Source organism: Rhizobium sp. CSW-27 (genome assembly GCF_018760785.1).
In the GTDB taxonomy this organism is placed as follows: Bacteria; Pseudomonadota; Alphaproteobacteria; order Rhizobiales; family Rhizobiaceae; genus Neorhizobium.
Genome location: NZ_JAHHZO010000002.1, coordinates 175,878 through 202,222, shown reverse-complemented (window position 1 = coordinate 202,222; position 26,345 = coordinate 175,878). Strand labels below are relative to the sequence as shown.

Sequence of the window (26,345 nt, the reverse complement as noted above, 5' to 3'; positions counted from 1 at the left end):
TGTCAGATGTGGTAGATGTCGATCACCTGCCGGATGTAGTCGTTCTTCAGAACCACCTTCTTCGCCGCAATCAGGAACCCATCGCCGCTTCGACGCAGCGTCACGAAGGTGGCGCCGAAGAAATGGTCGGTGACCTTGTAGCGATGGTTGAGCGTGTGGAAGTTGTAGCGAAGCTCGATCTCCGTCTCGCCTTCCGCCAGAATCTCGATATTTGCGATCATGTGGCAGGTGCGCGGTTCCGGCGTCGAGGCGCCCGAGCGCTCGGTCTTGATGCGAAAGACGCGATCTTCCAGGCCGCTGCGGTCCGGATAATAAATCAGCGAAATCTCGCTTTGTGGATCCTCCGTCAGCCGGTCGTCGTCATCCCAGGCGGGCATCCAGAAGCTGGCATCCTGCGCATAGCAGTTCAGCCAGCCATCCCAGTCCCGGTCGTCGAGAAAACGGGCTTCCCGGTAGAGGAAGGCGCAGATGCTTTCGAAGGTCGCGCTCATGCCGCAGCTCCCTCCTGCTCGAGCGCCAGGGCCTGGCGCATGACAGAGGCCCAGTATTCGTGCTGGCGCACGAAGAGCCCCTCGTCCTCGCTGCGTTCTCCCGACAGAAGCGGCTTGAGGCCCATCCGGGATGCGTTCTCGTCCGGCCCTTCTATCCAAAGCGGTGCGCCCCGCGACAGGTCGTTCCAGAGCGCGGCAGTGCCCGCATAACCCGACTGGCAGGCGCGGAACTCCTCGAGATCGTCGGCCGTGCCCATGCCCGATACGTTGAAGAAGTCCTCGTACTGACGGATACGCAGCGTCCGGTCAGCCACACTTTCGGCCTTCGGCGCAAAGCAGAAGATGGTGATTTCCGTCTTGTCGACGCTTAAGGGACGCGTCACGCGGATCTGCGTGCTGAACTGGTCCATCAGGAAGACGTTCGGGTAGATGCACAGATTTCGCGTCTGGTTGACGATGAAGTCCGCCTTGTCGCCGCCCAGTCGCTCTCTGATCTCCTCGCGACGATTGTAGACCGGACGAACCTCCGGGTTCATCGTGTTGGTCCACAGCAGGATATGGCCGTTATCGAAGCCATAGACACCGGCGATCGACCGGCTCCAGCTGTTGGCGTCGACCGCCTTCGTACCCTCTTCCTTGCGTCGGCCCATCGTGGCCGCATAGTTCCAATGAACGGAACTGACGTGATAGCCGTCGCAGCCGTTCTCCATCTGGAGCTTCCAGTTGCCGTCGTAGATGTAGGAGGAGTTGCCGCGCAGCACTTCCAGCCCCTCGGGTGCCTGATCGACGATCTGGTCGATAATGACCTTTGTCTCGCCGAGGAAATCCTCAAGCGGCGCGACATCCGGATTGAGACTGCCGAACAGGAAGCCGCGATAGTTTTGGAAGCAGGCGACCTTTGTCAGGTCGTGCGATCCGTCCTTGCCGAACTGTTCGGGATACTGCGTCGTCTTTTCGTCCTTGACCTTCAGAAGCTTGCCCGTGTTGGAAAAGGTCCAGCCATGGAAGGGACAAGTGAAGGAGCCCTTGTTTCCGTGCTTGCGGCGACACAGCATGGCGCCGCGATGCGCACAGGCATTGATGACCGCATTCAGGGCGCCGGTCTTGTCACGCGTGATGACGACGGGCTGGCGGCCGATCGACGTGGTGTAGTAGTCGTTGACGTCAGGGATCTGGCTTTCATGCGCAAGATAGACCCAGTTGCTCTCGAAGATATACTTCATCTCCAGTTCGAACAGGTCGGGATTGGTAAAGATGTCGCGGCGACAGCGGAAGACGCCTCGCTGCTTGTCATCCTCGACGGCATTGGCCAGCAGATCCTGCAGGGCCGCGTATTTGTTGATCACTTTGGACATGGTTTCTCTCCCGCCCCGGAGGGCCCTCCGGCCGTTCCCCGGCCGATCCATTGCAACGATGTCGATGACGTTTGAGAGCAAAGACGGCGGTCCGCCCGATGCTGGACCGCCGAATGCTCACGCAGCGGCGCGCTTGCGCAGGGCGTTCAACTGGTTGTCGACTCCATTCACCAGCGCGGTCAGCTTGATATCGAAGACAATCTCGGCGAACGGGCCATTCAGTCCATTGGCCTTGATGCTGGCATCATCCGTGCGCTCGATCACATCCGGAACAAGACCATCACGGGTGGCATAGGCGAAATCGTCGTTGATCAGCGGATCGCCGGCGATGTTGATCTGCGTCGTCAGCTTGCGGTGACCATCCGCGCTGATGAAGAAATGGATATGGGCCGGTCGCTGGCCGTGACGGCCAAGTGCGGAAAGCAGTTTTTCCGTGGGGCTGCCCGGAGGAACACCGTAGCCATGCGGAACGATGCTTTGGAACTTGTAGCGCCCCTGGTCGTCGGCAATGATCGTGCGACGCATGTTGAACGGTGCCTGCTGGCCTGTCGGGTCGAAATGCGAATAGAAGCCGCGCGTATCGCAGTGCCAGACTTCCACCTTGGCACCGGGCATCGGCTTGCCATCCGAACCATAGACGGTGCCGTGCATGATCAGCGTGTGACCATCCGTATCCCGGCCGTCGTCCAGACGGGCAAAGCCATGACATTCCGGCGCGCCTGCCACGTAAAGCGGCCCTTCGATGGTGCGCGGCGTCTCGTTCTTGATGCCCAGCGCCTCGTCGATAGCGTCGAGGCGCTCATCGAGGAAGTGATCAAGCCCGAGACCGGGCGAGATGAGACCGGCCTGGCCGGCTGCACCGATCTCGTTCAGCCAGGCCACGGCAATCCAGTATTCATCCGGGGTGATGTCGAGATCGTCGATGGCCTTGAACAGATCGGACACGATCCGGTGGACGATCTGCTTGACGCGCGGATTGCCGTTCGTCTGGTCGAGGCCGCTCAACACCTTCAGGAAATCCTGAATGTCGGGACGATTGAAAATGGTTACAGTCATGTCATGTCCTCCTCACATGGGTCTGGTGCGCGCCCGGCGAAACCGGGCGCGAGGGATCAACTGTCGTCAGCACGAACAGCCGAGGGATGGCGAAGCAGCGGCGTCACCTGGATGTCCATGAACTTGAAAAGCGGAAGGCCACAGAGCAGCTGATGCAGCTCGTCATTATCGGTCACATCGAAAATGCTGATATTCGCGTACTGTCCGGCGATCCGCCAGATATGTCGCCACTTGCCGATCTGCTGCAGCTCCTGCGAATAAGCCTTCTCCCGCTGCAGGATCTCCGCCACGACGTCTTCCGGCAGATCGTGAGGCAGCTCGACATTCATTGTGACGTGAAAGAGCATGGTGATCGCCTCCTCAATCCGCAGCCTGGGTGACCGTGAGCGAACCGTCGCGGGTGAAGTGGGCGAGCTTGTCCTCGTCCAGCGAGATGCCAAGGCCCGGCCCCTGGGGAACGAGCAGCGAGAAATCGCTATAATCGAGAGGCGTCTCCAGGATCTCCTCGGTGAGGAGAAGCGGGCCGAACAGTTCGGTGCCCCATTGCAGGTTGGCAAATGTCGAAAACACCTGCGCGGAGATGATGGTGCCCACCGCCCCTTCGAGCATGGTGCCACCGTAGAGTTCGACACCGGCCGCATCGGCAATCGCCGCCACCCGTTGCGCGTTGAACGCGCCGCCGTTCTGCTCCACCTTTACGGCAAAGACATCGGCGCTGTTGTTGCGCGCCATCTCAAAGGCACTTTCCGGCCCCTGCAGGGATTCGTCCGCCATCAGGGCAATCGGGAAGCGACGGACGAGACGGCCAAGCGCTGCCGCAGACTGCACCGGCTGCTCCACCAGTTCGCAGCCAGCGTCTGCAAGCGCTGCGATGCCGAGACGCGCATCTGTCTCTGTCCAGGCCATGTTGACATCGACGCGCACCGTTCCATGCTCGCCGATCGCACGTTTGACCGCGGCGACATGGGCCACATCCTCACGCACCGACCTCAGCCCGATCTTCAACTTGAAGATCGAATGGCGGCGGAGAGACAGCATCTTTTCCGCCTCATCGATGTCGCGGCCGGTGTCGCCGGAAGCCAGGGTCCACGCAACCGGCAGCCGGTCACGCCGACGTCCGCCCATCAGTTCGCTGACTGGCAAACCCACGCGCTTGCCTTGCGCATCGAGAAGTGCCGTCTCGACAGCACTCTTGGCGAACCGATTGTCCTTGATCATCTTGCCGATCCTCGCCATCAGCGCCTGGACGCGGCTCACGTCCTGACCGATCATGACGGCGGAAAAATAGCGGTCGATTGCAAGCTTCATGCTCTCCGGGCTCTCGCCTCCATAGGCAAGCCCGCCGATCGTCGTGCCCTCGCCAATGCCGACAATGCCGTCGCTGCAACAGATCCGAACGATCATCAGCGTCTGGCCGTTCATGGTCGCGACCGAAAGCCTGTGCGGTCGGATCGTCGGCAGGTCGACCAGCATCGTTTCAATGCGTTCAACCGTCGGAGCTGCGGCAAGCGCCGCCAATGGGGGAGGAAAGGTCGCGTTCATGCCGAAGATAATGCACAGCGACGCCGCGGACGTCCAAGACCATGTCGGTTCCGCTCAATACCCAATAGGTATGATGGAAAGCTACAGCAATGCTCAGGGCGAGGTCATGCGCCGGACCACCGACGACCTCAAACGCAAAAATCCCGCAGCGTTTTGCGCTACGGGATGTGAGGGGATTTTGGTTGCGGGGGCTCGCTTCAACGATTCCCGCGATTGGTTGAAAAGCCTCTCCCGAGGATAGCGGCATAGGCTCTCGACTAGGCCCAGTTCGATCCCTACCGGCCCGGCAGATGGCACCACTGTGCCCGCCGGGCCACGCGGGATTCGAACCATGCTTAAAGGAGGGCTATAGCGTAGACATAGTTCTCGTCTTCACCCGGCGCGGCGCGCCGCCACATGTTCCGGTCTGTTCGGGCGGGATCTGCCCGGCTATTCGGCGATGATCGCCCGCAGCATCCACAGCGCCTTTTCGTGGAAGGTCAGCCGGTCGGTCAGCATGTCGGCGGTCACCACATCGCCTGCTTCGTCGGCGTTCTCGGCCGCCTTGCGCATCGTCTTCACCGCCGCTTCGTGGTCGGCCACCAGGTCGTTGACCATGGAAACGGCCGTCAGCTTGCCGACATCGCCGGCCTTGGGCGCAAAGGCGGCCGCCTCTCCCAGCGAGGCCGGCGCCAGATGACCGAGGGCACGGATGCGCTCGGCGATGATGTCGGCGGCCTCGAACAGTGCGCCGTAATGCTCCTCGGTCAGTTCATGCAGCGGCTTGAACAGCGGGCCGACGACGTTCCAGTGGTAGACATGGCTCTTGATCGTCAGGCGATAGGTGGCGGCGAGGATCTGCGAGAGGCTCTCCGCCATCGTCTCGCGATAGGCCTTGTTGAGCCCGATATTGATGTTCTCGTCATGGGACTTCGGCTTGAGGACAGCAGAGGCTTGCGCCATGGTCGGTCTCCTTCTTGGGCTTCGGGAAAATCAGGTCTGGGGCGGATCATTCTCTCCGGCAGAACCGCCCATCATGCGCAGGGCAAACAGCGCCAGGCCGCCCGTCACGGCGGCCGCCATCAGCGGACGCGATTTCATCATGACCGGCAGCAGCGACACCGCCGTGGTCATCAGCAGCGCGCGGTGGTTGGCAGCGGCCTCGCGGCGGCGCCGTTCATCCGCCCGGTTCTTGACCATCAGGATGATGACGACGAAAAGTGCGATCGCCAGCGCCAGTGCGGCGACGAGGCCGAGTGCGGCAACCGGGCTCATCATCGCGGAAAGCCAGACCGCAAGGGCCGCGACGCCTGCGCCATAGGCGGTCAGCACGAAAAGGGCGATGACCGCATAAAGAAGCGCGTTGCGCCGCGTCTGCTGCACGAGAAGGCTGACATCGATCGACAGCAGGGATGTCAGCAGGGGCAGAAGCCGCGCCATATCAGCGGCGCGACAGAAGCGCGAAGAGGAAGCCGAGGCCTGCCGCAATCGCCACCGACTGCAACGGCTTGGTGCGGATCTGCCGCTCCAGATCCTTTTCCATCGACATCGCCTGGGCGCGCGCCGCATCCATCATCTGGGCCGAGGCATCCATCGCCTCGTTCGAGGCGCGCCACGCCCTGCTCTTCAGATCATCCGCCTTGGTGCTTCCCGCCGCCGCAACGGCCCTGGCCAACGCCGCGATATCCTCGCGCAATTGCTGCAGCTGCAGTTCGATATCGGCCTGAGAACCGGATCGCGGGGCGTCATTCGGCGAATTCATCGACATCGCATTCTCCTTGAGGAACTGGGATGGGCCCGAAGGCGGGCATGAGAAGCCGGCGCGAACATTGCCCCGCCGCCCATTCGCCGGGTCAACGAGCATCGCGCCCATTTGTTCCATAGAGCCGGCAGGGCCGGATTTCGTTGAGGGAAATCAAGGATAAGGCAAAGTTGATCACCCTGCCCTGCCGCGCGGCGGAATGAAGCGACGCAAAAGGGCGCCGGTTGCCCGGCGCCCTCCGACATTGGATGGGATTTCAGAAGCTCAGTTCATCTGGCTGACGAAGCGGGTTTCGAGATAGGCCTCCACAGCCTCCGAACCGCCTTCGGTGCCGTAGCCCGAATCCTTGACGCCGCCGAACGGTACTTCCGGAATGGCAAAGCCGTTGTGGTTGATCGTCAGCATGCCGGCTTCCATGCGCTGGCCAAGGGCGTGCGCGGTCTTGACCGAGGAGGTGAAGGCGTAGGACGCAAGGCCGAACGGCAGGCGGTTCGATTCCTCCATCGCCTCGTCCAGCGTCGAGAAGCGGTTGACGATGGCGATGGGGCCGAAGGGCTCCTCGTTCATCATCTTGGCCGAGGTCGGGACGTCGGTCAGCACGGTCGGTTCGAAGAAATGGCCCTTGTTGCCGATGCGCTTGCCGCCGGTCTTCAGGACAGCACCCTTGGAAACGGCATCGTTGATCATGTCTTCCATGGCCGGAATACGGCGCTCGTTGGCGAGCGGGCCCATGGTCACGTCGGCTTCCAGGCCGTTGCCGACCTTCAGGTTTTCCGCATACTTCACGATGCCTTCGATGAACTGGTCGGCGACACCGTCCTGGATCAGGAAGCGGGTGGGCGCAACGCAGACCTGGCCGGCATTGCGGAACTTGGCCGCTGCCGAGACTTCGATCGCCTTGTCGAGATCGGCATCGTTGAACACGACGACCGGCGCATGACCGCCGAGTTCCATCGTCGCACGCTTCATGTGCTTGCCGGCGAGTGCTGCCAGATGCTTGCCGACCGGGGTCGAGCCGGTGAACGAAATCTTGCGGATGACCGGGTGCGGGATGAGATATTCGGAAATTTCCGCCGGAACACCGTAGACCAGGTTGACGACGCCTGCCGGAACGCCCGCATCGGCAAAGGCGCGGATCAGTTCAGCAGGCGAAGCGGGGGTTTCTTCCGGCGCCTTGACGATGATGGAGCAGCCGACGGAGACGGCAGCCGAAAGCTTGCGCACGACCTGGTTGATCGGGAAGTTCCACGGCGTGAAGGCTGCCACCGGGCCAACCGGGAACTTGATCGCCATGTTGGAAACGCCGCCAAAACGGGCCGGAATGATCTGGCCATAGGTGCGGCGGGCTTCTTCGGCGAACCAGTCGATGGTGTCCGCGGCATTGATGATTTCCGCCTTCGACTGGGCGATCGGCTTGCCCTGTTCGCGCGTCATCAGCCAGGCGATGTAATCGATACGCTCACGCAGCAGGTCAGCGGCCTTGCGCATGATCTTCGAGCGTTCGAAGGCAGAGGTGTCGCGCCAGATCTTGAAGCCCTTGTCGGCAGCTTCGAGCGCGAGGTCGAGATCAGCCTTTTCCGCATGGGCGATCTTGCCGATGATCTCCTGGGTCGCAGGATCTTCCACGGGAATGGTCTTGCCGCTGATGGCATTGCGCCATTCGCCTGCGATGAAGAGTTGGACGTCGGGATAGCTGTGCATGATGACCTCGTTAGGCTCGGGAAGTCGCGGACCGGGAGGATGGCCTGGGAGAAGGCTGCGCCGCGACGGATGGTTCGATCCCTGACGTAGGACAATTGGAACCGACAATCAACGGCACGTCGAAAAAGTATGATTAAATAAATATGACGGCAGGTTGAGCTGCCGTCATCGCTGCCATCGGGCTGAAAGGAGACCTCAGAAGAAGGCCTGTATGCCGGTCTGTGCACGACCGAGGATCAGCGCATGCACATCATGCGTGCCCTCGTAGGTGTTGACCGTTTCCAGGTTCTGGGCGTGGCGCATCACGTGGTATTCGATCTGGATGCCGTTGCCGCCATGCATGTCGCGGGCCTGACGCGCGATGTCCAGCGCCTTGCCGCAATTGTTGCGCTTGACGATGGAGATCATTTCCGGCGCCATCCTGTGCTCGTCCATCAGGCGGCCGACGCGAAGCGAGCCCTGAAGCCCAAGCGCGATTTCGGTCTGCATGTCGGCGAGCTTCTTCTGGTAGAGCTGGGTGCCGGCGAGCGGCTTGCCGAACTGCTTGCGGTCGAGGCCATACTGGCGGGCGCGCAGCCAGCAATCTTCGGCGGCCCCCATCACGCCCCAGGAAATGCCGTAGCGGGCACGGTTGAGGCAGCCGAACGGACCCTTGAGACCCGACACGTTCGGCAGAAGCGCATCTTCCGAAACTTCGACGCCATCCATGACGATTTCGCCGGTGATCGAGGCGCGCAGCGACAGCTTGCCGCCGATCTTCGGGGCGGAGAGGCCCTTCATGCCCTTTTCCAGCACGAAACCGCGGATTTCGTTGTTGTGGGCTTCGGACTTTGCCCAGACGACGAAGACATCGGCGATCGGTGCGTTGGAGATCCACATCTTCGAGCCGCGCAGGCGATAACCGCCATCGATCTTTTCGGCGCGGGTCTTCATGCCGCCCGGATCGGAGCCGGCATCCGGTTCGGTGAGGCCGAAGCAGCCGATGAGTTCGCCCGAAACGAGGCCCGGCAGGTACTTCTGCTTCTGCGCGTCGGAGCCATAGGCGAAGATGGGGTAGATGACGAGCGAGGACTGCACGCTCATCATCGAGCGATACCCGCTGTCGATGCGCTCGACTTCGCGTGCCACCAGACCGTAGGCGACGTAGGAAGCGTTTGCCGCGCCATATTCTTCCGGCAGCGTCACGCCCAGCAGACCCGCCTGACCCATCAGCGGAAACAGCTCCGGCGCGCTGGTTTCCGACAGATAGGCCTCGTTGACGCGCGGCAGAAGCTCGGCCTTGGCAAAGGCTGCGGCGGCCTCGCGGATCATCCGCTCGTCCTCGGTCAGCTGGTCATCGAGCAGGAAAGGGTCTTCCCAGGAAAAGGCGGCACGGTCGCTCACGTCGAAATCCTCCATCAGAACTGTGGAGCGGACTATCGGGCAGTCGGGTCCCGGCGTAAAGCGCCGTTTACTCACGGCGATATGAGCTATAGGAATGCGGCATGAGCAATCTGAGCCGTCGACTTCTTCCCTCCACCAGCGCGCTGGCCGCCTTCGAATCGGTCGCTAGGCTTGGCAGTTTTTCCGCTGCTGCCGAGGAGCTGTCGCTGACGCAAGGGGCGATCAGCCGGCAGATTTCCGGGCTGGAAGAACAGCTTGGCCTGTCACTGTTCGATCGCAGCAGCCGCGGCGTTTCGCTGACGGAACCCGGCCGCGCCTATGCCAGGGCGATCGGCGCCGCGCTGTCGCAGATCCGCGACGCCTCGCTGAAGGCCATGACCAAACGGCATGGCGATACGCTGAATCTGGCCATGCTGCCAACCTTCGGCACGCGCTGGCTTCTGCCGCGCATTCCGCGTTTCGTGGCCGCCCATCCGGAAATCACGCTGAACTTCGCCACCCGCATCGGAATTTTCGATTTCGAGCAGGACGGGCTGGATGTGGCCATCCATATCGGCCAGCCCAACTGGCCGGGGGCGGACTGCACCTTCCTGATGGACGAGATGGTGGCGCCCGTGGCAAGCCCCGCCTTCCTGCAGCAGAACCCGGTTGCCGCCTCGCAGGATCTCATGTCGCTGCCGTTGCTGCACATGGCCTCGCGCCCCGGCGCCTGGGCGCATTTCTTCGAGACGCAGGGCGTGTCCGGCACACCTTCGCCCGGCATGCGGTTCGAACAGTTCGCAAGCGTCGGCCAGGCCTGCAGCGCGGGCCTCGGCGTGGCGCTGATGCCGCTCTTCCTGATCGAGGCGGAATTGCAGGCGGGCGAGCTTGTCCAGGCCCTGCCGCTGCAGGTGAGAAGCCCCAGTTCCTATTATGTCGTGGCGCCCATCACCCGCATGGAATTTCGCCCCGTCGCGCTCTTCCGCAGCTGGCTGATCGAGGAAGTCGGCCGCTGGCGGGACGAACCCTATTATGCCTGATGCCGGAGTTTTCGCGTGCCCTCCCCCCTGCAGCCTCATGATTTCTGGCAGGAGCTTCACCCTGCCGGCACCTTCTCCTCCGATGGTCCGTTTTCCGGCTTTTTCCCGGCACGGCTCGCCGATGGCCGGCAACTCTGCCTGCCCATCCGGCCTCTCTCTGACGGACGCCATGCGCTGGCCTCGCTGATCATCAACCAGGCGAGCTTTCCCGTCGTGGAGGCGCTGGCCGGCGATCTCGCAGCCCGCCTCTCGGACTTGAAGCCGGATGTGGTGGTGGGCCTGCCGACGCTCGGCCTGACGCTCGCCGCCGCCGTTGCCCGCCATCTCGGCCATGCGCGCTACGTGCCCTGCGGTACCTCGCGCAAGTTCTGGTATGACGAGGCGCTGTCGGTGCCGATGTCCTCCGTCACCACGCCGGAACAGGTGAAGCGCCTCTATGTCGATCCGCGCATGCTGCCGCTGCTCGCCGGGCGACGTGTGGTGCTGATCGATGACGTGATCTCCAGCGGCACCTCGATCGTGGCAGGCCTCGGCCTCCTGCAGGCCGTCGGGGTGGAGCCGGTCGCCATCGGCGCGGCCATGCTGCAATCGGATCGCTGGCGCGCCGCTCTGGAAACCTTTGGCGCGCCGTGGTCGGGCCGGACCCATGGCGTGTTCGCAACACCCCTTCTGACCCGAAGCGACGAAGGGGGCTGGGTCGCCTGAGCCTTGGCGGGCTCGGGCAGCGATCTTGTGCGCCGCGGCACTTTCCGTCTTGCCCGCGCTTTCCGGATCAGCCTAGGATCGGCGAAGACGTGTATTCGCGAGTTCGGAAATTCATGATGCAACCCATTTTCGACGGCCACAATGATGTTCTCCTTCGACTGTGGCGCAACATGCGCAACGGCGCCGATACCGTGGCCGAATTCGTCAAGGGCACGCAGGAAGGCCATATTGACGGACCGCGCGCCCGGGCCGGCGGTCTCGTCGGCGGGTTGTGCGCCATCTACATTCCCTCCGGCGACCTGATCCTGAAGGAGCCGGATGCCAGCGGCCATTACTACACGCCGCTCGCCGCACCGCTGGAACGCTCGCCCTCGCTCGATATCGCAATGGAAAAGCTCGCGCTGGCACTGCGGCTCGACGCGGCCGGCGCCTGGCGCATCTGCCGTTCCACCGATGCGATTCGCGAGGCCGTGGCAGAAGGTGAATTCGCCGCCGTCCTCCACATGGAGGGCTGCGAGGCAATCGATCCCGACCTGTCGGCGCTGGAAGTGTTCTACGCCGCCGGCCTTCGCTCGCTCGGGCCGGTCTGGAGCCGGCACAACATCTTCGGCCATGGCGTGCCCTTCGCCTATCCGGTCTCGCCGGATACCGGACCCGGCCTTACCGATCTCGGCTTTGCACTGGTGAAGGCCTGCGACCAGATGGGCATTGCCATCGATCTTGCCCACATCACCGAAAAGGGCTTCTGGGACGTGGCGAAGACCTCCGACAAGCCGCTGATCGCCAGCCATTCGAACGTGCATGCCCTGACGGCCGTTGCCCGCAACCTGACCGACCGGCAGATGGACGCCATCCGCGAACGCCAGGGCCTCGTCGGCCTGAACTATGCGGTGACCATGCTGCGTCCCGATGCGCGCGATGACGCCCATACCGGCCTAGACCTGATGGTGAAGCACATCGATTATATGGTGGAGCGCATGGGTATCGATTGCGTGGCGCTCGGCTCGGATTTCGACGGCGCCACCGTGCCGCAGGAGATTGCCGACGCCGCCGGCAATCAGAAACTGGTTGCGGCCCTCAAAAACGCGGGATACGCTTCCGACGATCTCGCCAAGCTGTGCCGGGAGAACTGGCTGAGGGTTCTTTCTCAGTGCTGGCACGAAGCAAGCTGACGAATCCTTCCTTCGACCTGCCATTCAGACACACAAAAATCAGGGGACCATCATGATGAACGCGTTCAATCGCAGCCTCCGTATTCTTTCGACCGGCGCCGCCCTTTCGCTGGTGATGATTTCGGCTCCGCAGGCCTTTGCCGCAACGCCGGCCGACACGCTGGTGGAAGCGCTTGCGATCGACGACATCATCTCGCTCGACCCGGCCGAGGCCTTCGAACTGTCGACAGCCGAGGTGACGGCTAACAGCTACAGCCTTCTCGTGATGCTCGATCCGGCAGACACCTCCAAGGTTGTCGGTGACATCGCACAGAGCTGGACCGTTTCCGACGACGGCATGACCTACACGTTCAAGCTGAAGCCGGGCCTGAAATTCGCTTCCGGCAACCCGATCACCGCCGATGATGTGGCCTTTTCCTTCGAGCGCGCCGTCAAGCTCGACAAGTCGCCCGCTTTCCTGCTCACCCAGTTCGGCCTGACCGGCGACAACATCACCGACAAGGCGAAGGCGGCTGATCCGCAGACCTTCACGCTGACCGTCGACAAGCCTTACGCGCCGAGCTTCGTCCTCAACGTCCTGACGGCCTCGGTTGCCTCCATCGTCGACAAGAAGGTGGTGATGGAAAAGGCAAAGGCCGTCACGCCATCGGCCGACTACAAGTGGAACACCGATTTCGGCAATGAATTCCTGAAGACCGGCTATGCCGGCTCCGGCCCCTATAAGGTTCTCGCCTGGCGCGCCAACGAGGCGGTCATCATGGAGGCCAACCCGAATTATTACGGCGAAAAGCCGAAGCTGAAGCGCGTCGTCTACCGCCATATCAAGGAAAGCTCCAGCCAGCGTCTGGCGCTGGAAAACGGCGATATCGACGTGGCGCGCAACCTGCAGCCGGGTGATCTGGCCGCCATCGAGGGCAAGAGCGGCCTGCAGGTCACGTCTGCACCGAAGAGCACGCTCTACTACTTCAGCCTCAACCAGAAGAATCCGAACCTCGCGAAGCCGGAAGTGGCGGAAGCCTTCAAATATCTCGTCGATTATTCGGCAATCGGCGACAAGCTGATCAAGGGCATCGGCAAGATCCACCAGAGCTTCCTGCCGGAAGGCCAGTTGGGCGCGATCTCCGACAATCCCTATACGCTCGACGTCGCAAAGGCCAAGGAACTCTTGGCCAAGGCCGGCCTGAAGGACGGTTTCACCGTGACCATGGACGTGCGCAACACGCAGCCGGTTACCGGCATTGCCGAAAGCGTGCAGCAGACGCTGGCCCAGGCCGGCATCAAGCTGGAAATCATTCCGGGTGACGGCAAGCAGACGCTGACCAAGTACCGCGCCCGCCAGCACGACATCTATATCGGCCAGTGGGGTTCGGATTACTTCGATCCGAATTCGAATGCCGAAACCTTCACCTACAATCCGGACAATTCCGACGAGGGCAAGAACAAGACGCTCGCCTGGCGCAATGCCTGGGACGTTCCGGAACTGACAAAGCAGACGCAGGCCGCTCTTCTGGAGAAGGATTCCGAAAAGCGCGCGGCAATCTATCAGAACCTGCAGAAGGAAGTGCTGGAAAACAGCCCCTTCGTGATGCTGTTCCAGCAGATCGAAACGGCTGGCTATTCCTCGAAGCTGAAGGACTTCAAGCTCGGTCCGAGCTTCTCGACGAACTTCGTCTACACCGTCTCGAAGTAAGTTCGGGCAGGGATCGGGCTCGTGAGCCTTACGCAAACCAATGCAAGCCGGAGGCGTGGCAGAAGCCGCGCCTCCAAGCGGACGCTTGCCGTGCTGCGGTTTCTGGTGACGGTTGTCACCACCTTCCTCGGCCTCCTCGCCGTCACCTTCTTCATCGGTCGTGTGGTTCCCATCGATCCGGCGCTTGCCATTGTCGGCGACCGGGCGCCCGCCCATGTGGTGGAGCGCGTGCGTGAGGAACTCGGCCTCAACCTGCCGCTCTGGCAGCAGTTCTTCTACTATATCCGCGATGCGCTGACCGGCAATTTCGGCACTTCGGTGCTGACCACCAATCCGGTGATGACCGATATTGCCCGCGTCTTTCCGGCCACCATCGAGCTTGCAACGCTCGGCACCGTGATCGGCGCCCTGTTCGGTGTGCCTCTGGGGGTTCTGGCGGCGGTGAAACGCAACAGCATCGCCGACCAGATCGTGCGCGTCATCGGTCTCATCGGCTATTCCGTGCCGATCTTCTGGCTGGGCCTTTTGGCGCTGGTGGTGTTTTACGCCAAGCTCAACTGGGTCGCCTATCCCGGCCGCATGGATATCGTCTACGAATTCACCTTTACGCCGCAGACCGGCTTCTTCCTGGTGGAGGCGCTGATACTTGGCCAATGGGATGTGTTCTGGGATCTGTTCCGCCACATCGTGCTGCCGGCCTGTCTGCTCGGCTATTTCTCGCTTGCCTATATCAGCCGCATGACGCGTTCTTTCATGCTGAACGAACTCAGCCAGGAATATATCGTGGCGGCGCGTGCCAAGGGCCTGTCGGAAAGCCGCATCATCTGGTTCCACGCGCTGCGCAATGCCGCAGTGCCGCTGGTGACCGTAATCGCGCTCTCCTATGCCGGCCTGCTGGAAGGTTCGGTGCTGACAGAAACCATCTTCTCCTGGCCGGGACTTGGCCTTTACATCACCAATTCGCTGCAGAATGCCGACATGAACGCTGTCCTTGGCGGCACCATCGTCATCGGCGCCGTCTTCGTCGGCATCAATTTGCTTTCAGATGTGCTCTACCGCACGCTTGATCCAAGGACACGCAGCCGATGAGCATGCTTTCCGATCCAAAACCCTATAGCCGCGCCTGGCTGCTCTCCGACCGGCCGGCCTCGCGCCGGCAGGCCAAGCTTGGCCGCGCCTATGTCGTCTGGCGCCGCTTTTCCGAAAACCGGCTGGCTCTCCTCGGCCTTTTCATCCTGCTGGCGCTGCTGTTCGTGGCAGCCTTTGCCGATCTTCTCGCCCCGCACAGCGCGGTGCAGGGGGATCTGCGCAATGCCCAGCTCCTGACCCCCGGCACACCCGGTTACTGGCTCGGCACCGACGATCAGGGCCGCGACATCCTCTCGCGCCTGATCCACGGCTCGCGGCTGACGCTGATGGTTGTCGTGCTGGTGGCGATCATTGCAGCGCCAATCGGCCTCATCGTCGGCACGGTGTCCGGCTATGCCGGCGGCTGGGTGGATGCGGTGCTGATGCGCATCACGGATATTTTCCTGGCCTTTCCAAAGCTCGTTCTGGCGCTGGCGCTGGTAGCCGCACTCGGTCCCGGCATCGAAAACGCGATCCTTGCCATTGCCGTTACCTCCTGGCCGCCTTATGCGCGCATCGCGCGGGCCGAGACGCTGACATTCCGCAATTCGGAATTCATCGCGGCGGTGAAGCTGATGGGGGCCTCGCCCTTCCGCATCGTGCTGCGCCATGTCATGCCGCTCTGTACCTCCTCGCTCATCGTGCGCGTCACGCTCGATATGGCCGGCATCATCCTGACGGCTGCGGGCCTCGGTTTCCTCGGTCTTGGCGCCCAGCCGCCGCTTCCCGAATGGGGCGCGATGATCGCCTCCGGGCGCCGCTTCATCCTCGACCAGTGGTGGGTTGCCGCCATGCCGGGTTTTGCGATCCTCATCGTCAGCCTCGGTTTCAACCTGCTGGGTGATGGTCTGCGTGATGCGCTCGATCCGAAGGAGGCCGGACAATGACCCCGCTTCTGACGGTCGATGACCTGCGCGTTTCCTTTCCCACCCGCACCGGCACGGTGGAGGCGGTGCGCGGTGTGTCGTTTACGCTCGGCAAGGAAAGGCTCGGCATTGTCGGAGAATCCGGTTCCGGCAAGTCGCAGACGGGTCGCGCCATCATGGGGCTCACGCCCGGCCATGCGAAGATCACCGCAAAGACGCTGAATTTTGACGGTATCGACCTTTTGTCGGCCTCTGCCGCCAAACGCCGAAGCCTGCGCGGCAAGCGGGTGGCGATGATCCTGCAGGATCCGAAATACTCGCTGAACCCGGTGATGCCGATCGGCCGGCAGATCATCGAAACCTTGAAGACGCATGAAAGCGTGTCCTGGGGCGAAGGGCGGCAGCGGGCGCTGGCCATGCTGGAGGCGGTGCAGATCCACGATCCGGAGCGTGTCTTCGATCTTTATCCGCACGAGGTCTCGGGCGGCATGGGCCAGCGCATCATGATCGCCATGATGCTGGTCTGCGGGCCGGAACTCCTGATCGCCGACGAACCGACCTCGGCGCTCGACGTGACGGTGCAACTGGAAGTGCTGGCGATCCTCGACCGGCTGGTGGCCGAACGTGGCATGGGTCTGATCTTCATCAGCCATGATTTGCGCCTCGTCTCCTCCTTCTGCGACCGTGTTCTCGTGATGTATGCCGGCCGGGTGGTGGAGGAACTGCCCTCTGCCAATCTCGCTGCGGCCCAACATCCCTATACGCAAGGACTTTTGAATTGCCTGCCGACGATCGGCTCACATCGCCATCCGCTGCCGGTTCTGGAGCGCAAGCCGGAGTGGGCCCTATGACACGCGAGGTTCTCTCCGTCCGCGACATGGTCGTGGTCTTCGACGAATTCGTGGCGCTGAACGGCGTCAGCCTCAGCGTGGCCGAGGGTGAATCCTTCGGCCTCGTCGGCGAATCCGGCTCCGGCAAGTCCACCCTGCTGCGTGCCGTTGCCGGCCTCAACGTTTTCGAAAGCGGAACCTTGACGGTCTCCGGCAAGCGGTATGAAGGCCACCGGCGCGACCGGGATTTCTATCGTACCGTCCAGATGGTGTTCCAGGATCCCTACGGGTCGCTGCATCCGCGCCAGACGGTGGACCGGCTGCTGTTGGAGCCTTTGGCGATCCACGGTTTTACGGATGTCGATGCCCGCATCGCCCGCGCGCTCGACGAGGTGGGGCTTGGCTCGGGTTTCCGGTTCCGGTATTCGCACCAGCTCTCCGGCGGCCAGCGCCAGCGCATCGCGATTGCCCGGGCGCTGATCCTGGAACCGAAAATCCTGCTGCTCGATGAGCCGACCTCGGCGCTCGATGCCTCGATCCAGGCGGAAATCCTCAACCTGCTGGAACAGGCGCGCAAGGAGCGCGGCCTCACCTTCGTGATGGTCAGCCACGATCTCGGCGTCGTCTCGCACATGTGCGACCGGCTGGCGGTGATGCGCAAGGGCGAAATGGTCGAGACCGTGTCCGTCGAGGCTCTGGAAAAGCGTGCCTTTTCGCAGGATTATACGCGCCAGTTGCTGGTGGCGAGCGAGGGCTTTCGCCGGACCTGACGCTGAACCCGACGACCCTGGCAGCCATCGTTTCACCGTGCAGGACTTTTCATGCAGCTTCGTGCCCTTATGTATTTCGACGAGCTCGTGCGCACCAATTCGATGCGCGCGGCCGCCGAAAACCTCAACGTGGCCCCGACCGCCGTCAGCCGGCAGATCGAAAATCTCGAGCATTACTTTGGGACGGCGCTGGTGGAGCGGTCGAATCGCGGCATCAAGCTGACGGCGGCGGGCGAACTGCTGGCGGCACGCGCCGGGCGCACCTTCCGCGAGCTGGAACATGTCCACCAGTTGATCGATGACCTGCAGGGCCTGCAGCGGGGCCGGGTGGTGATCTATGCCAATGGCGCGACGGTTGCCAATCTGCTCGCGCCGGTGCTCGCGCAATTCTCCTTGCGGTATCCGAAACTGCGTTTCGAGGTGATGATCACCAGCGCACGCCAGGCGATCGAAGCGCTGGCGGCGGCGGAGGCCGATCTGGTGGTCACCCTGTTTGCCACCAAAATGCCCGGTGTGAAGGTGCGGCTGCGGTCTGAAATCACCTATGACGTGATCACCTGGGCCAGCCATCCGGCAGCGGAGCGACCGGAGATCACGTTGAAGGAAATCGCGGCGCTGCCGCTGGCGCTGCCGGACAAGAATTTTGGCGCACGGCAGGCCTTTGAAGAACAGTTCGCCAAGATCGGCGTCGAGCTCGATCCGGTCTTCGTCACCGGTTCGCTGGAAATGCTGAAGGAACTCGTGCTGCAGCAGGCGGCCGTGACGTTTTTGCCGGCGCTTGCCGTGCAGCGCGAGGTGCAGTCCGGCATGATGGCGGCGATCCCGGTGGCCGCCGGCAAGGGCGTGCGCACGGCAATCGACCTCTGTGTGGCGCCAGACCGGCAGCTCTCCTTTGCCGCCGGCAAGCTGGTGGATTTCATCGAGGGCTTCATGCGTGGCGCCGACCGGCCGAAGCCACGCAAACCGAAGAATTCCGTGTAGCGATTTCGGCTACACAGGGAACACAAAAATGGTAATTGTGTGTGCGCCTGCGAAGTGCCACTCTCTTCGCATAACCACGTTCCCGCCGGGCTTTTCCGGCCTTGCGGCAGAGCGAGAACAAGGGGAATGCCACCTATGGGAAGCCAGTTTCTTTCCGCATCCACCGCGCTGACGCGCCGGGCCGTTCTTGGCCTTGCCATGGCCGCCGGGCTGGTGCTTGCCGCCGGAATGCCGGCCGAAGCCGCGCCGAAGACGAGCCTGACGCTCGGCATGGCCGTCGAGCCGACGGGGCTTGATCCGACGATTGCCGCACCGGTCGCGATCGGCCAGGTGACCTGGCAGAATATCTTCGAGGGCCTGACGACCATTGACCGCGACGGCAAGGTTAAGCCGCAGCTCGCCGAAAGCTGGACGATCTCGCCGGATGGGCTGACCTATACGTTCAAGCTGCGCCAGGGCGTGACCTTCCACAATGGCGAGGCCTTCGATTCCTCGGTGGCGAAATTCTCCATCGACCGGGCGCGCGGTGCCGATTCCGTCAATCCGCAGAAGCGCTATTTCGCCTCGATCGATACGGTCGAGACACCGGATGCGCAAACGCTGGTTCTCAAGCTGAAGCAGCCGGCCGGCAGCCTGCTCTATTGGCTCGGCTGGCCGTCCTCCTCCATCGTCGCACCGAAATCGGCTGCCGACAACAAGACCACCCCCATCGGCACCGGGCCGTTCAAGTTCGTCAGCTGGACCAAGGGGGCATCCGTCGAACTGGCCCGGAACCCGGATTACTGGAACAAGGCCGCCGCCGCCAAGCTCGAAAAGGCGACCTTCCGTTTCATCGCCGATGCGCAGGCGCAGGCCGCGGCGCTGAAGGCCGGTGATGTCGATGCCTTCCCGGAATTCGGCGCGCCGGAACTGATCGAAAGCCTGAAGACGGATGCGCGGCTTGCCACCGTCATCGGCAATACCGAACTCAAGGTCGTGGCCGGCATGAACAATGCCAAGAAGCCGTTCGACGACAAGCGCGTGCGTCAGGCGCTGATGATGGCCGTTGACCGCCAGGCCGTCGTCGATGGTGCCTGGTCCGGTTTCGGTACGCCGATCGGCAGCCATTACACGCCGAACGACCGGGGTTACGTCGATCTGACGGGCACCTATCCCTATGATCCGCAAAAGGCCAAGGCCCTGCTTGCCGAAGCCGGTTACCCCAACGGTTTCTCCTTCACCATGAAGGCACCGCAGATGGCCTATGCCCAGCGCTCCTCGCAGATCCTGCAGGCAATGCTGGCGGAAATCGGCGTGACGATGACGATCGAGACCACCGAATTCCCGGCAAAATGGGTGGCCGATGTCTTCAAGGGCGGCAATTTCGACATGACCATCGTCGCCCATGCCGAGCCGATGGACATCGATATCTATGCCCGCGACCCCTACTACTTTGCCTACAAGAACCCGGCCTTCAACGAGATCCTGAAGAAGGTGGAAGCGACGTCGGATGCGGCCGAGCAGGAAAAGCTTTACGGCGAGGCGCAGAAGATCCTCGCGACCGACGTGCCGGCGCTCTACCTCTTCGTCATGCCGAAGCTCGGTGTGTGGGACAAGAAGGTGGTTGGGCTCTGGGAAAACGAGCCGATCCCGTCGAACGTGCTCTCCGAGGTGCACTGGACGGAGTGAGGCGCTTGGGCGCTAAACCCCTCCCCACAAGAGGGAGGGGCTTACCCTGCCCCGAGCGAACCCGATAGGCTGGGCGAGCCGTTGCCTCTGGTGGTCTCCCCCCTTGTGGGGAAGATGGCCGGCAGGCCAGAGGGGGTCTGACCCCCGTCCTCGAATTTCATTGCATGCCGGTTGCCGGCACTTCATCCTTCGCTCTTGCGAGCCAGAAGGCACAGGACATGATTGCGCTTATTTTTCGCCGGGTTGCCGGCCTCATCGTCACATTGCTCCTGGTCTCCGCCATCCTCTTTGCGGTCATGGATCTTCTGCCGGGTGATCCGGCCTCGGTCATTCTCGGAACCTCGGCGAGCCCCGATACGCTGGCAGCACTGCAGAAGGAGATGGGTCTCGACCGGCCGCTCGTGGTGCGTTACGTCGCCTGGCTCGGCGGGGTGCTGCAGGGCGATCTCGGCCGCTCTTATACCTATGGCGTGCCGGTGGCCGGGCTGATTGCCGAGCGGCTGGCGGTGACGGTGCCGCTGGCGCTGATGGCGGTTGTGCTCTCCATCGCGCTGGCCATTCCGCTCGGCGTCCAGGCCGCTCGCCACCAGAATGGTGCCTGGGACGTGTTTTCCGGCCTCTTCTCGCATGTCAGCATCGCGGTTCCCGCCTTCTGGGTCGGGTTGCTGCTGATCATCCTGTTCTCCACGACGCTCGGCTGGCTGCCGGCCGGCGGTTTTCCCGGTTGGGATGTGGGCGTGGCGGACGGCTTGAAGGCGCTGTTCCTGCCGGCGGTGGCACTCGCTTTGCCGCAGGCGGGTGTCCTGATGCGCGTCACCCGTTCCGCCGTGCTGGAGGTGATGAACGAGGATTTTGTCCGCACCGCCCGCGCAAAAGGCCTGTCCGAGCAGACCGCACTCTGGCGACATGCCGTGCCAAACGCGCTGATCCCGGTCGTCACCATGCTCGGCCTGCAGTTCACCTTCCTGATTGCCGGTGCCGTCCTCGTGGAAAACGTCTTCAACCTGCCGGGCCTCGGGCGGCTTGCCTTTCAGGCGCTGTCCCAGCGCGATGTGGTGGTGATGCAGGATGTCGTCCTGTTCTTCTCCGGTCTTGTGATCCTCATGAATTTCCTCGTTGATCTTGCCTATCTCGTCATCGATCCCCGGCTTCGGGCGGGAGTGCGCTGATGAGCTTCCTTCTGCGCCGTCCCATTTTCTCGATCGGCCTTGTGATCACGTTGACACTGGTTGCCATCGCGCTCGTCTCGCTCGTCTGGACGCCACTGCCGCCGACGAAGATGCAGATCGTCCATCGCCTGAAGCCGCCGATGGCGCAGGGCTTGCTCGGCACGGACCAGTTCGGCCGTGACGTCGCCTCGATGCTGATGGTGGGTGCCTGGAATTCGCTCTCCACCTCGCTTCTGGCGGTGGCGATCGGCGCCACGCTCGGCACCGGTGTCGGCGTCATCGTCGCGGCGATCCGCGGGCTGACGGAAAGCGTCGTCATGCGCATCTGCGACATCATCTTCGCCGTGCCGCCCATTCTGTCGGCCATGCTGCTCGGTGCCTTCATCGGCTCCGGCCGCTTCACAGCGATCATCGCTATCGCGGTCTTCATGGTGCCGGTCTTTGCCCGGCTGACGCTCGGGGCCGCCCAGCAGATCTGGACGCGCGATTACGTGACGGCGGCCATCGGCATGGGGCGCAACCGGGCGAAGATTACCATCGTGCATGTGTTGCCCAACATTGCCAATCAGATCATCGTGCAGGTGACGATCCAGCTCGGTCTGGCGATCCTGACGGAAGCCGGGCTCAGTTTCCTCGGTCTCGGCATGCCGCCGCCCGCACCCACCTGGGGCCGCATGCTGTCGGATGCGCAGACCTTTCTCGGCCAGGCGCCCTGGCTGGCACTCTTGCCGGGCCTTGCCATCGCACTCGCCGTGATGGGCCTCAACATGCTGGGCGACGGCTTGCGCGACCTGCTCGATCCTCGCGACCAATCCTGATTTTTCACCAGAACGAAGACATCGCCATGAATGAATTGCTGACGCTGACCATCCGGCAGGTCCGGGATCTCTATGCCCGCAAGAGCCTTTCGCCGCTCGAATACTGGCAGGCGGTGGAAGAGCGGATCGACGCGTTTGAACCTTATGTGCAGGCGCTCTATCTCTACGATCCGGAAAACGCCCGCGCCCAGGCGAAGGCCTCGACCGAGCGCTGGCAGAAAGGCGAGACGCTCGGCGTCCTCGACGGTATTCCGGTGACGCTGAAGGAGCTGATCGCCACCAAGGGTGATCCGGTGCCGCTTGGCACAAAGGCGGTCGAACTGGTCCCGGCGGCGGAGGATGCGCCGATTGCCGCTCGCTGCCGCGAGGATGGGGCGGTAATCTTCGCCAAGACCACATGCCCGGATTACGGCATGCTCTCCTCCGGCCTCTCCAGTTTTCACAAGCTCAGCCGTAACCCGTGGGACCTGAGCCAGAACCCCGGCGGATCGAGTGCCGGGGCCTCTGCGGCGGCAGCGGCCGGTTTCGGCCCTCTGCATATTGGCACCGATATCGGCGGTTCGGTGCGGCTTCCGGCCGGCTGGACCGGCATTTTCGGCTTCAAGCCCAGCCAGGGCCGCATTCCGGTCGATCCCTATTATGTCGGCCGCTGTGCGGGTCCGATGACGCGTTTCGTCGAGGATGCGGCGCTGTCCATGGAGCCGCTGTCGCGGACCGATTGGCGCGACGGCACCTCGCTGCCGCCGAATGCCTTCGACTGGCTGGATCTCGACATCGACGTACGCGGCCTGAAAATCGGCCTGATGCTGGATGCGGGGACCGGACTTGCGGCGGAAGACGAGGTGAAGGAGGCGGTGATGGCGGCAGCGCGCCTGTTCGAACAGGCGGGCGCCGAGATCGTGCCCGTCGGGCCGGTCATCACGCGGGCGATGCTCGACGGCCTCGACAATTTCTGGCGTGCGCGCTTCTGGGGCGATATTGCCGGCATGGACGAGGAACGCCAGAGCCTCATCCTGCCTTATATCTTCGACTGGGCAAAGGGTGGCGCGCATGTCTCCGGTGTCGATGCGGTGCGTGGCTTCAACCAGACGATCGAGATGCGCAAGACCTGCGGAAAACTGTTCACCACTGTCGATGCGGTGATCTCGCCCACCAATCCGGTCGTCTCCTATCCGGCGGACTGGGCGTCGCCGACCAATGATCCGGCCGCCCCCTTCGAACATATCGCCTTCACCGTGCCGTGGAACATGTCGGAACAGCCGGCCTCCTCCATCAATTGCGGTTTCTCCAAGAGCGGCATGCCGATCGGCCTGCAGATCGTCGGCCCCCGCTTTGCCGATCCCTTCGTGCTGAAACTGTCGAAGGCGTTCGAGACCTGGAGCGGCGGCGTGGCGCGCTGGCCCGAACCGCCGGTCGACTGATCGCACCGCAGCGGGCCTGCCCCACAGGGCTCAGGCCGGGTTTTCATCCAGCGCGAACACCTTCGCACGGCGCAGCGTGACGAAACCGGCCTGCCCGGCCGCGATGTCGCGCTCCGGTTCGACGTCGAATTCCAGTGCCTCGCCGGTTACCGCCTGCACCATGACGCGGCGTTCGCCAGGACGATCGAGGACGCGCGTCACCGTCGCCGCCACGCCGGGCCCCTCGGCGGACCAGTCGAGATCGCGCGGGCGGGCATAGATCTCCGCCGGACCATCAGCAAGGCCCGGCGCATCGATCACGGCACCGCCCGCCATTGCTCGCCCTGCCCTCACCTCGCCTGTAAGCCTGTTCGCATCGCCAAGGAATTTCAGCACGAAGGCATCCTTCGGATCGCGGCACACCGCCTGCGGCGTGCCCTGTTGCACGATCTTGCCTTCCTTCAGGATCACGACGCGATCGGCGAGATCGAGTGCCTCCTCCTGGTCATGCGTCACGAAGATCGTGGTGATGCCGAGCTCCTGGTGGATCTCGCGCAGCCAGCGGCGCAGGTCGTGGCGCACATTGGCGTCGAGCGCACCGAAAGGCTCGTCCAGCAGCAGCACCTTGGGATCGACGGCAAGCGCACGGGCCAGCGCCACGCGCTGGCGCTGACCGCCGGAGATCTGGCCGGGAAACCGATCGCCGAGCCCCTCCAGCCTGACGAGTTTCAGGAGCTGCTGAACGCGGGCGACAATCTCCGCCTTGCTGCGCTTCACCTTCGACACGCTCATGCCGAAGCCGATATTTTCCGCCACCGTCATATGCGGGAAAAGCGCATAATGCTGGAAAACGAAACCGACGCCGCGGTCGCGTACCGGAATATCGGTTGCATCCTGGTCGCCGAAATAAATGTGCCCCCCATCGGCATATTCGAGGCCGGCGACCATGCGCAGGATCGTCGTCTTGCCCGAACCGGAGGGACCGAGGAGCGCCACCAGTTCACCGCTTTCGATCTCCAGCGAAACGCCGTGCACGGCGCGAAACGTGTCGAAGGTCTTGATGACGTTGTCGAGGCGGATCTTCATGGACGGGTTCCTTGGGAGGCAGGCAGGCTTGCCAGTGCCTTGCGGCGGCCGGCACCGCGACGCTCCAGCGCGACCTTGGCAATGATGGTGAAGACGGCAAGTACCGCCAGGATGGAGGCGGAGGCAAAGGCGCCGGCCGCCTGATAATCGTGATAGAGAAGCTCGATATGCAGCGGCAGCGTGTTGGTCTGGCCGCGAATATTGCCGGAGACGATGGAGACTGCGCCGAATTCGCCCATCACGCGGGCATTGCAGAGCACGACGCCATAAAGCAACGCCCACTTCACATTCGGTAGCGTGACGGCGAGGAAAGTGCGCCAGCCGGAGGCGCCGAGCGAGGTGGCGGCCTCTTCCAGATCACGCCCCTGCGCCTGCATCAGCGGGATCAGTTCGCGCGCCACGAAGGGGGCGGTCACGAACATCGACGCCAGCACGATGCCCGGCAACGCAAACAGGATCTTCACGTCATAGGCATCCAGCAGCGGGCCGAATATGCCCTGCAGACCGTAGACGAAGAGATAGGCAACCCCGGCGACGATCGGCGAGACCGAGAACGGGATTTCGATCACGACCAGGAGCAGACGCTTTCCTGGAAAATCGAACTTGGTGATCGACCAGGCTGCGGCAATGCCGAAGACGGTATTGACCGGCACGGCAATCAGCGCGGTGACCACGGTCATCATGATCGCATGGCGAGTGTCCGGATGATCGAGCGTCGCGACATAGGTCTGCCAGCCCTGGGAAAAGGCCTCGACGCCGATGACGATGAGCGGCGCCAGGATCAGAAGCGCGCCGAGGATCAGCACGATTGCGATCAGGCTGTTGCGAAACAGCGGGCGGTCCCCCACACGCGGCGGTTTGCGGCGATGATGTGTCTGGCTCATGGATCTATCCCTTCACCGTATAACGCAGCGCACGTGCCTGCAGCCAGTTGGTGATGGCCAGCGTCACGAAAGCGGTGATCAGCAGCACGGAGGCAATCGCGGCGGCCGCCTGGTAATCATATTCCTCCAGGCGGATGAAGATCAGAAGCGCGGTGATTTCCGTCTTCATCGGCTGGTTGCCAGCAATGAAGATGATGGCACCGAACTCGCCCAGCGACCGCGCAAAGGAGAGCGAGGTGCCGGCCAGCAGCGCGGGGCTGAGAAGCGGCAGGATGACCTTGCGGAAGATCGTCCAGTCCGAACCGCCGAGCGATTGGGCTGCTTCTTCCAGAGCCGGATCGAGATCCTCCAGCACCGGCTGCACCGTGCGCACGATGAAGGGCAGGCTGGTGAAGCACATGGCAATCATGATGCCAAGCGGCGTGTAGGCGACCGTGATGCCGAGATGGGAGAGCACCGAGCCGAACCAGCCATTGGCGGAAAACAGCGCCGTCAGCGAAATGCCGGCAACCGCCGTCGGCAGCGCAAACGGCAGATCCACCATGGCATCGACCAGCCGGCGGCCGGGAAAGCGGTATCGCGTCAGAACCCAGGCCAGCGCCAGACCGAAGAACAGGTTGAAAACGGTGGCGCCGAGCGCCGCCAGCACCGTCACCCGGTAGCTGGCCACCGCGCGCGGCGAGGAGACGATCGACCAGTAGTCGACCGGTCCGAGACTGGCAGCCTTGACCGCCAGCGCCGCCAGCGGCAGCACCACGATCAGGCCGACATAGAAGAGGGTGAGCCCGAGCGACAGGCGCAGCCCGGGCAGGACATTGCGTTTCACGAATGCGGTTCCCGTCATCAACAGTCGGACCCGGCGAGGAAAACTCGCCGGGTCCGGGGCCCTG

26 protein-coding genes are annotated in these 26,345 nt (G+C 62.9%); 13 read left to right on the top strand and 13 right to left on the bottom strand.

The features are described from left to right. Window positions 1-2: 2 nt before the first annotated feature. The 10 genes from benB to KLP42_RS04475 form a co-directional block, all read right to left on the bottom strand. Window positions 3-491, bottom strand: coding sequence for a benzoate 1,2-dioxygenase small subunit (gene benB / locus KLP42_RS04520; protein WP_215565003.1), 489 nt, complete (start codon window positions 489-491; stop codon window positions 3-5). After that, the gene (locus KLP42_RS04515; protein ID WP_215565002.1) at window positions 488-1,846 is read right to left on the bottom strand and encodes an SRPBCC family protein; all 1,359 of its coding nucleotides are present in this window, start codon (window positions 1,844-1,846) and stop codon (window positions 488-490) included. Before KLP42_RS04515 ends, benB begins: the two co-directional genes overlap by 4 nt. Before the next feature lie 117 nt (window positions 1,847-1,963). After that, window positions 1,964-2,902 (bottom strand): catechol 1,2-dioxygenase, encoded by a 939-nt coding sequence (catA, locus tag KLP42_RS04510; protein WP_215565001.1) that lies wholly within the window; start codon window positions 2,900-2,902, stop codon window positions 1,964-1,966. A gap of 56 nt (window positions 2,903-2,958) precedes the next feature. Continuing rightward, entirely contained in the window at window positions 2,959-3,249 is a 291-nt protein-coding gene (gene catC, locus KLP42_RS04505) for a muconolactone Delta-isomerase (RefSeq protein ID WP_215565000.1), read from the bottom strand. A 13-nt stretch (window positions 3,250-3,262) separates the two neighbouring features. Continuing rightward, entirely contained in the window at window positions 3,263-4,444 is a 1,182-nt protein-coding gene (locus KLP42_RS04500) for a muconate/chloromuconate family cycloisomerase (protein ID WP_215564999.1), read from the bottom strand. Window positions 4,445-4,873: 429 nt separating this feature from the next. Next, window positions 4,874-5,386, bottom strand: a complete 513-nt coding sequence (locus tag KLP42_RS04495) for a Dps family protein (protein ID WP_215564998.1) — start codon at window positions 5,384-5,386, stop codon at window positions 4,874-4,876. 30 nt (window positions 5,387-5,416) lie between these two features. Next, the gene (locus KLP42_RS04490) at window positions 5,417-5,863 is read right to left on the bottom strand and encodes a hypothetical protein (protein ID WP_215564997.1); all 447 of its coding nucleotides are present in this window, start codon (window positions 5,861-5,863) and stop codon (window positions 5,417-5,419) included. A 1-nt stretch (window position 5,864) separates the two neighbouring features. Next, window positions 5,865-6,191: an ElaB/YgaM/YqjD family protein gene (locus KLP42_RS04485; RefSeq protein WP_215564996.1), complete on the bottom strand. Its 327-nt coding sequence runs from the start codon at window positions 6,189-6,191 to the stop codon at window positions 5,865-5,867. Window positions 6,192-6,449: 258 nt separating this feature from the next. Next, window positions 6,450-7,886 (bottom strand): NAD-dependent succinate-semialdehyde dehydrogenase, encoded by a 1,437-nt coding sequence (locus tag KLP42_RS04480; RefSeq protein WP_215564995.1) that lies wholly within the window; start codon window positions 7,884-7,886, stop codon window positions 6,450-6,452. A gap of 195 nt (window positions 7,887-8,081) precedes the next feature. After that, entirely contained in the window at window positions 8,082-9,284 is a 1,203-nt protein-coding gene (locus tag KLP42_RS04475; protein ID WP_215564994.1) for an acyl-CoA dehydrogenase, read from the bottom strand. Window positions 9,285-9,370: 86 nt separating this feature from the next. Between KLP42_RS04475 and KLP42_RS04470 the strand changes: the two genes are divergently transcribed. The 13 genes from KLP42_RS04470 to KLP42_RS04410 all read left to right on the top strand — a co-directional run bounded on the left by KLP42_RS04470 (window position 9,371) and on the right by KLP42_RS04410 (window position 23,506). After that, window positions 9,371-10,288 (top strand): LysR family transcriptional regulator, encoded by a 918-nt coding sequence (locus KLP42_RS04470; protein ID WP_215564993.1) that lies wholly within the window; start codon window positions 9,371-9,373, stop codon window positions 10,286-10,288. A 15-nt stretch (window positions 10,289-10,303) separates the two neighbouring features. Beyond that, window positions 10,304-10,993, top strand: a complete 690-nt coding sequence (locus tag KLP42_RS04465) for a phosphoribosyltransferase (protein WP_353844811.1) — start codon at window positions 10,304-10,306, stop codon at window positions 10,991-10,993. 116 nt (window positions 10,994-11,109) lie between these two features. Continuing rightward, window positions 11,110-12,165, top strand: a complete 1,056-nt coding sequence (locus KLP42_RS04460) for a dipeptidase (RefSeq protein WP_215565419.1) — start codon at window positions 11,110-11,112, stop codon at window positions 12,163-12,165. Between the two features lie 52 nt (window positions 12,166-12,217). Next, on the top strand, window positions 12,218-13,855 hold the full coding sequence (locus KLP42_RS04455; RefSeq protein WP_215564992.1) for an ABC transporter substrate-binding protein: 1,638 nt from the start codon (window positions 12,218-12,220) through the stop codon (window positions 13,853-13,855). Window positions 13,856-13,876: 21 nt separating this feature from the next. Next, window positions 13,877-14,944, top strand: a complete 1,068-nt coding sequence (locus KLP42_RS04450; RefSeq protein ID WP_215564991.1) for an ABC transporter permease — start codon at window positions 13,877-13,879, stop codon at window positions 14,942-14,944. After that, on the top strand, window positions 14,941-15,870 hold the full coding sequence (locus tag KLP42_RS04445) for an ABC transporter permease (protein ID WP_215564990.1): 930 nt from the start codon (window positions 14,941-14,943) through the stop codon (window positions 15,868-15,870). The genes KLP42_RS04450 and KLP42_RS04445 overlap by 4 nt, the downstream gene beginning before the upstream one ends. Continuing rightward, window positions 15,867-16,700, top strand: coding sequence for an ABC transporter ATP-binding protein (locus tag KLP42_RS04440; protein WP_215564989.1), 834 nt, complete (start codon window positions 15,867-15,869; stop codon window positions 16,698-16,700). Before KLP42_RS04445 ends, KLP42_RS04440 begins: the two co-directional genes overlap by 4 nt. Next, a complete protein-coding gene (locus tag KLP42_RS04435) occupies window positions 16,697-17,449 on the top strand; it encodes an ABC transporter ATP-binding protein (protein WP_252192762.1) in 753 nt (250 codons plus the stop codon). The genes KLP42_RS04440 and KLP42_RS04435 overlap by 4 nt, the downstream gene beginning before the upstream one ends. A 51-nt stretch (window positions 17,450-17,500) precedes the next feature. After that, window positions 17,501-18,430: a LysR family transcriptional regulator gene (locus KLP42_RS04430; RefSeq protein WP_215564988.1), complete on the top strand. Its 930-nt coding sequence runs from the start codon at window positions 17,501-17,503 to the stop codon at window positions 18,428-18,430. A gap of 135 nt (window positions 18,431-18,565) precedes the next feature. Further along, window positions 18,566-20,098 carry an ABC transporter substrate-binding protein gene (locus KLP42_RS04425; protein WP_215564987.1) on the top strand — a complete coding sequence of 511 codons (1,533 nt, stop codon included), beginning with the start codon at window positions 18,566-18,568 and terminating at the stop codon, window positions 20,096-20,098. Between the two features lie 218 nt (window positions 20,099-20,316). Continuing rightward, the gene (locus tag KLP42_RS04420; protein ID WP_215564986.1) at window positions 20,317-21,267 is read left to right on the top strand and encodes an ABC transporter permease; all 951 of its coding nucleotides are present in this window, start codon (window positions 20,317-20,319) and stop codon (window positions 21,265-21,267) included. After that, complete coding sequence (locus KLP42_RS04415; protein ID WP_215564985.1) at window positions 21,267-22,085, top strand: ABC transporter permease; 819 nt, start codon at window positions 21,267-21,269, stop codon at window positions 22,083-22,085. The genes KLP42_RS04420 and KLP42_RS04415 overlap by 1 nt, the downstream gene beginning before the upstream one ends. A 26-nt stretch (window positions 22,086-22,111) precedes the next feature. After that, entirely contained in the window at window positions 22,112-23,506 is a 1,395-nt protein-coding gene (locus KLP42_RS04410) for an amidase (RefSeq protein WP_215564984.1), read from the top strand. A gap of 30 nt (window positions 23,507-23,536) precedes the next feature. On the opposite strand, the gene KLP42_RS04405 is transcribed toward KLP42_RS04410, so the two are convergent. Genes KLP42_RS04405 through cysT form a run of 3 tightly spaced genes read right to left on the bottom strand, consistent with a single transcriptional unit; the run spans window position 23,537 to window position 26,299 of the window. Continuing rightward, window positions 23,537-24,571, bottom strand: a complete 1,035-nt coding sequence (locus KLP42_RS04405; protein ID WP_215564983.1) for a sulfate/molybdate ABC transporter ATP-binding protein — start codon at window positions 24,569-24,571, stop codon at window positions 23,537-23,539. Continuing rightward, window positions 24,568-25,455: a sulfate ABC transporter permease subunit CysW gene (cysW, locus tag KLP42_RS04400; protein ID WP_215564982.1), complete on the bottom strand. Its 888-nt coding sequence runs from the start codon at window positions 25,453-25,455 to the stop codon at window positions 24,568-24,570. Before cysW ends, KLP42_RS04405 begins: the two co-directional genes overlap by 4 nt. A gap of 4 nt (window positions 25,456-25,459) precedes the next feature. Next, complete coding sequence (gene cysT / locus KLP42_RS04395; protein WP_215564981.1) at window positions 25,460-26,299, bottom strand: sulfate ABC transporter permease subunit CysT; 840 nt, start codon at window positions 26,297-26,299, stop codon at window positions 25,460-25,462. Window positions 26,300-26,345: the final 46 nt, after the last annotated feature.

Coding starts and splice junctions, on each gene's coding strand:
- benB (WP_215565003.1), bottom strand. CDS start 491: ATGAGCGCGACCTTCGAAAGCATCTGCGCCTTCCTCTACCGGGAAGCC.
- KLP42_RS04515 (WP_215565002.1), bottom strand. CDS start 1,846: ATGTCCAAAGTGATCAACAAATACGCGGCCCTGCAGGATCTGCTGGCC.
- catA (WP_215565001.1), bottom strand. CDS start 2,902: ATGACTGTAACCATTTTCAATCGTCCCGACATTCAGGATTTCCTGAAG.
- catC (WP_215565000.1), bottom strand. CDS start 3,249: ATGCTCTTTCACGTCACAATGAATGTCGAGCTGCCTCACGATCTGCCG.
- KLP42_RS04500 (WP_215564999.1), bottom strand. CDS start 4,444: ATGAACGCGACCTTTCCTCCCCCATTGGCGGCGCTTGCCGCAGCTCCG.
- KLP42_RS04495 (WP_215564998.1), bottom strand. CDS start 5,386: ATGGCGCAAGCCTCTGCTGTCCTCAAGCCGAAGTCCCATGACGAGAAC.
- KLP42_RS04490 (WP_215564997.1), bottom strand. CDS start 5,863: ATGGCGCGGCTTCTGCCCCTGCTGACATCCCTGCTGTCGATCGATGTC.
- KLP42_RS04485 (WP_215564996.1), bottom strand. CDS start 6,191: ATGTCGATGAATTCGCCGAATGACGCCCCGCGATCCGGTTCTCAGGCC.
- KLP42_RS04480 (WP_215564995.1), bottom strand. CDS start 7,886: ATGCACAGCTATCCCGACGTCCAACTCTTCATCGCAGGCGAATGGCGC.
- KLP42_RS04475 (WP_215564994.1), bottom strand. CDS start 9,284: ATGGAGGATTTCGACGTGAGCGACCGTGCCGCCTTTTCCTGGGAAGAC.
- KLP42_RS04470 (WP_215564993.1), top strand. CDS start 9,371: ATGAGCAATCTGAGCCGTCGACTTCTTCCCTCCACCAGCGCGCTGGCC.
- KLP42_RS04460 (WP_215565419.1), top strand. CDS start 11,110: ATGCAACCCATTTTCGACGGCCACAATGATGTTCTCCTTCGACTGTGG.
- KLP42_RS04455 (WP_215564992.1), top strand. CDS start 12,218: ATGATGAACGCGTTCAATCGCAGCCTCCGTATTCTTTCGACCGGCGCC.
- KLP42_RS04445 (WP_215564990.1), top strand. CDS start 14,941: ATGAGCATGCTTTCCGATCCAAAACCCTATAGCCGCGCCTGGCTGCTC.
- KLP42_RS04440 (WP_215564989.1), top strand. CDS start 15,867: ATGACCCCGCTTCTGACGGTCGATGACCTGCGCGTTTCCTTTCCCACC.
- KLP42_RS04435 (WP_252192762.1), top strand. CDS start 16,697: ATGACACGCGAGGTTCTCTCCGTCCGCGACATGGTCGTGGTCTTCGAC.
- KLP42_RS04430 (WP_215564988.1), top strand. CDS start 17,501: ATGCAGCTTCGTGCCCTTATGTATTTCGACGAGCTCGTGCGCACCAAT.
- KLP42_RS04425 (WP_215564987.1), top strand. CDS start 18,566: ATGGGAAGCCAGTTTCTTTCCGCATCCACCGCGCTGACGCGCCGGGCC.
- KLP42_RS04420 (WP_215564986.1), top strand. CDS start 20,317: ATGATTGCGCTTATTTTTCGCCGGGTTGCCGGCCTCATCGTCACATTG.
- KLP42_RS04415 (WP_215564985.1), top strand. CDS start 21,267: ATGAGCTTCCTTCTGCGCCGTCCCATTTTCTCGATCGGCCTTGTGATC.
- KLP42_RS04410 (WP_215564984.1), top strand. CDS start 22,112: ATGAATGAATTGCTGACGCTGACCATCCGGCAGGTCCGGGATCTCTAT.
- KLP42_RS04405 (WP_215564983.1), bottom strand. CDS start 24,571: ATGAAGATCCGCCTCGACAACGTCATCAAGACCTTCGACACGTTTCGC.
- cysW (WP_215564982.1), bottom strand. CDS start 25,455: ATGAGCCAGACACATCATCGCCGCAAACCGCCGCGTGTGGGGGACCGC.
- cysT (WP_215564981.1), bottom strand. CDS start 26,299: ATGACGGGAACCGCATTCGTGAAACGCAATGTCCTGCCCGGGCTGCGC.